Here is a 1934-nt window from a genome sequence, read left to right on the forward strand (position 1 = left end):
GACGTCGGCCGGACGGTGAAGAAGGGCTGGGAGGAGGGGAAGTCCTCCGCGGAGAACTGGAAGCAGACGTTCGGGGAGTCGCTGCGCGACGGGCTCGGCTCGCGGGCCGGCGGCGCCGCCCGGCACCATGCGGACCGTGCGGCCGGGCACGGCGAAAGCGGCGGCCACGAGGGCGGCGGCGAGCACGGGAGCGGGAACGGGGATGGGAACGGCGGGGACTCCGGTTCGTCGTCCAACTCGTCCTCCCACACGTCGGGTTCCTCGGATTCCTCGGGCGGCAGCGGGTCCTCCGGCGGATCGAACTCCTCGGGTTCATCCGGAACTTCGACTCCGTCCGGAAGCGGCGCGTCCGGCGGTGGTTCGTCGGGCAGTGGTTCGTCGGGCAGTGGTTCCTCGGGGAGCGGGCGGCCGAGCGGCGGGGAGGCGAGCACGGGCACCGACCACACCTCCTCGGGCGGGCCGTCCGGGGCGGGCGGCGACTCCGGTTCGCACGGCAGCAGCGACGGCGGCTCCTCGTCCTCGACCCAGCACGGCAACGACGTCCGGGACAACCGGAGTTCGACACCACTCGACCCGTTCGGCACCCGGCTGTCCCCCGACCCGGCACCCGCCCCTGCCGCCCACCACACTCCGGCCGGAGGCGGCGACGGCACCCCGCCGCCCTCCGGCTCGCACACCCCGTCCGCCGGCCCCGACACGCACACGGGTACGGACGGTCGACCGTCCACCGGTTCGGACGGACCCACCCCGGCGCATACGGGTACGGACGGTCGACCGTCCACCGGTTCGGACGGACCCACCCCGGCGCACACGGGTACGGACGGCCGGTCGACGCCGGCTTCGGACGGGCCGGCTGCGGCGCGGCATGATTCCTCGGACGGGCCTGCTGCGACGCGGCGCGAGGGTGTGGATGCGGGTCCGGCGCACACGGGTACGGACGGCCGGTCGACGCCGGCTTCGGACGGGCCGGCTGCGGCGCGGCATGATTCCTCGGACGGGCCTGCTGCGACGCGGCGCGAGGGTGTGGATGCGGGTCCGGCGCACACGGGTACGGACGGCCGGTCGACGCCGGCTTCGGACGGGTCGGCTGCGACGCGGCACGATTCCTCGGACGGGCCTGCGCATGCCGGTGACGGGCATGCGGAGCGGTCCGGTGCGGACACCGCGCGGCCGGGTCCCGTCCCGGCGCACACCACGCCGGATGCCGCCCCCGCCCCCGCCCCCGCGCCGTCCCACGGTGGGCCGCAGCACGTCGGGGAGGGGCAGTCGCCACACGGCACGCCGGACTCCCGTCCGGGGCCGGCGCCGTCCCATCCGACCCCCGACTCCACACCCGCCCCCGCGCACTCCGGAGACTCCCGTCCCACGTACGGGCCGGTGCGCGGTGACGACGGCGTGGCCACGCCTCCGCACGGTGGCGGCGACCGCGGCACGCCCTCGTACGGGCCGGTGCGCGGCGGGGAGGCGACCCCCGCGCCCGTGCACGCCTCCGATGGCGGCGCGTCCCGGCCGGGTGGGGACGTCCCCGGCCAGCAGCACCGTTCCGGCCCGACGCCGGACTCGGCGCCCGACCACCACACGCCGGCCGGCACGCCGGCACCGGACTCGACGCCTGGTCCGCGCAGTGAGGGCGAGGGCCGGGGTGTGCCCTCGGGCGGCGGTGTTCCGCACATGCCGTCGGCGGGGATCCCGTCGGCGGGCGTGCCGTCCGGGGGAGCGGACCACTCGCGCCCGTCGGCCTCCTCCTCGGACGGTCCGCACCGCGCCACGGTGGAGACGGCCTCCACGGCGGTCGCCGATGCCCCGCCGACGCACAGCCCGGCCGCGGTTCCGGACACCGGCCCGGGCCAGCCCGGCCCGTCCGGCCAGAACCCGGGCACGCCCACGCCCACGGCCGCCGGTCCGATCGGGACCGGTCCCGTGCCGGGTGCGGG

General features: G+C 77.7%; 1 pseudogene. It reads right to left on the reverse strand.

Annotation, left to right across the window (positions count from 1 at the left end):
* Positions 1–584, reverse strand: a pseudogene (locus ABZ641_RS35340) (hypothetical protein); the annotation flags it as partial.
* Positions 585–1934 lie beyond the last annotated feature (1350 nt).

This window comes from Kitasatospora sp. NPDC007106 (assembly GCF_040634455.1).
In the GTDB taxonomy this organism is placed as follows: domain Bacteria; phylum Actinomycetota; class Actinomycetes; order Streptomycetales; family Streptomycetaceae; genus Kitasatospora; species Kitasatospora arboriphila.